Origin of the sequence: Bradyrhizobium sp. NAS96.2 (assembly GCF_001908235.1) — a bacterium.
In the GTDB taxonomy this organism is placed as follows: domain Bacteria; phylum Pseudomonadota; class Alphaproteobacteria; order Rhizobiales; family Xanthobacteraceae; genus Bradyrhizobium.
In genome coordinates this window covers 1-2,676 of sequence record NZ_LGHK01000354.1, presented here as the reverse complement: position 1 = coordinate 2,676, position 2,676 = coordinate 1, and the positions used below count along the sequence as shown (strand labels likewise).

General features: G+C 62.1%; 2 protein-coding genes. Both read right to left on the bottom strand.

Annotated features, from left to right (window positions below; genetic code table 11):
* Nucleotides 1-201: 201 nt before the first annotated feature.
* The gene (locus AC628_RS41210) at nt 202-1,539 is read right to left on the bottom strand and encodes an adenylate/guanylate cyclase domain-containing protein (RefSeq protein WP_074132522.1); all 1,338 of its coding nucleotides are present in this window, start codon (nt 1,537-1,539) and stop codon (nt 202-204) included.
* Between the two features lie 428 nt (nt 1,540-1,967).
* On the bottom strand, nt 1,968-2,676 hold a 709-nt coding region (locus AC628_RS41205), incomplete at its 5' end, for a class I SAM-dependent methyltransferase (RefSeq protein WP_074132521.1).

Below are 2,676 nucleotides of genomic sequence, written 5' to 3'. Positions count from 1 at the left end.
AGTCACGGTCGAACTACTAAGGCACCGCCAGACGAAAGAGGCGGCAACAGATATGTTCAGCCTACAACCACCGCGCCACATCCCGACTCTACCATCTTCGACCGCTTCAGCGAGCTTTGCCCAGCGGCTCATGTCCGCTTCGCGTTGGAAAGCGACTGCAGTGCTGCGTTGCCACAAAATGACGCGAAGGGCCAATACCTGTCATTCATGCTGCTGGACAGCTGCAAACAGATCCCAAGATCCCGGAACGCCCTTTAGATCGAATGAGCCCCGCTCCGCAAAATTCAGCCCGGCTCCCGCAACCAGGTCGGTCACCACTCGAGACACAAGTACCTCATTGGCGCCTGACTGCCCCATAACGCGCGCGGCAACATGAACCGCTATTCCGCCAACATCTTTGCCTCGTACCTCGATCTCGCCGGTGTGCAGTCCGGCGCGCACGGGCAAGCCGAGTTGCCGAGCCGCCTCGCCAAGCGCGAGGGCGCAGCGAACACCACGTCCTGGGCCATCGAACGTCGCCAAGATGCCGTCGCCGGTGGTCTTCACCAACCTTCCTCGATACCGATCGACTACCTGTGCAGCAAGGCGATCATGGGAATCAAGTAGCTCGCGCCAGCGGCGGTCTCCAAGCTCAATTGCTCTCGTCGTGGAATTCACGATGTCGGTGAATAGAACGGTGGCCAGCACCCGATCTATCTCGCCGTCGGGTTCGGGCCGTTTGCCCGTGATAAATTCCTCAACGTCGCCGATGACCTGCTCGCAATCGTCCGAAAAAAACGCCCCGTGGGGAAATTTTTCATACTCAATGTACTTCGCGCCCGGAATTGCAGCCGCGAGCTTCCGGCCCTCCGCAACAGGCACTACTGCGTCGGCCTGGCTGTGAATAACGAGAGTTGGAACCCGCATGTTTGGCAGGATCGGCGTCACGTCAATGAGGCGGTTCATCATCATAATGGATTTGAAGGCACCGGGGCTGCAGCTCATTCGCTCGAATTTCCCCAGCGATGCGAGCACATCCGTAGCGCCGTTGGTCGCACCGACGACGTGTTGCATCATTCGGCCGGAGCCCCAGTCCGTAACTATCTTGTCCATAACCGCTTCGAACTGACTTGCCGGCACTGAGTGGCCTGCTCGCGGAAAGCCTCCGATCAGCACAAGGTGGGAGACGCGATCGGGGTATGTCGCCGCAAAAAGGAGGCTCATGGGGCAGCCCTCCGAGAAAGCCAACAGAGCTGTTTTGCGAGACCCCGCCGCATCCATAACAGCGCGAACGTCATCCATTCGCTCTTCTAGCGAAGGCACCCCCGGCACGCGATCGGACAGGCCCTGACCGCGTTTGTCAAAGCTTATGAGCCGCGCGAAACGCATAAAGCGTCGCAAAGTTGCGACCATGTTTGGCAGCTCATAAATCACTTCGAGGTGCGAGATCGAACCGGGCACAAGCGTGAGGTCTATCGGTCCACCGCCAGCCACTTGATAGGCAATATTCGTCTCGCCGCTACGGGCGTATTGCGTCCGGGGCATAACGAAATCGGTCATTTTAAACTCCGATACCGCAAGGTTGCTCTTAAACGCTCCGACCTCCACCGGCACAACATATCGCTAAAACGGCGGGCTTCCACTAGCAGAGCAACGCCGTTGACGTCGGCTTTGGGTCACGAGCGTCGCCCTCTGCAATAGCCGGCGAACTGTCGATTTCTGCTATGCACCGTTAGCGACCAAGGTCGTATGGCGGTGCAACATGTCGCGAAGGGCCAATTCCAGACTAGACTGGGCTTACCGATACAGCCCGCTCTCTGGCGCATCGAATACCATGGGTATTCTCACCTCTACGCGCCCCCATGATTTTTCTCATCGTTGCCCTTTGCATCGATCGAGACGTCGGGGCGATTCGAGAAGGCGGCCATCTTGTTCGCCAGGCCCGCGAGGCAGTTGCGCCGGCCGCCGCGTCGAAACCTGTTAATCCCTCAGCTTGCGGGATTGCGCGCCGTGACGATCCACGTCGCGCTGTCGATCATCACCGACCGCTCATCGGGGCGGCCCGCGAAGGCGGCACGAACCGCGGCCGAGGCGCGGGCGCGGATGTCGTCGGGCTGATCAGCGAGCGCGCGCGACAGCGGGCCGACCTCGAACGTCATCTTCACCGCGTCGTCGATCGCCGCGTCCCGCGTCGCGCCCTCGCCAAACGGGACGGAAGCATCGAAGGGAGCGATAGCGAAATCGGTGAAGCCGGCCGCCGTCAGGATGCGAGCCACCCGCCCCGGGTCGCCGAACGAGAACGGACCGGGCGCTTCGGGATCGGGCGGCGCCGTCGGTGGGACGATACCCTTGATCGCGCCCATCGGCAGGCGCATCCAATCGTTCTCGGCCGCGCCACGCCAGCAGACGAAAGCGACCCGCCCGCCCGGCTTGAGCGCGCGGCGCATATGCGCGAACGCCCCTGTCGGATCGCCGAAGAACATCACCCCGAAGCGCGAGAACAGGATGTCGAACGCCCCCTCGGGCAGCTCGGCGCTGCTGGCGTCGGCCAAGCGGAACAGGACCGGCGTATCCTGTGGCGCAAGCGCGCGCGCTCGGCCGATCAGCGGTTCGGATATGTCCACGCCCAGCACTTGGCCCCCCGGGCCGACGCAGGCGGCCAGAGCCAGACTCGACGCGCCCGCGCCGCAGCCGACG

Coding starts and splice junctions, on each gene's coding strand:
- AC628_RS41210 (WP_074132522.1), bottom strand. CDS start 1,539: ATGACCGATTTCGTTATGCCCCGGACGCAATACGCCCGTAGCGGCGAG.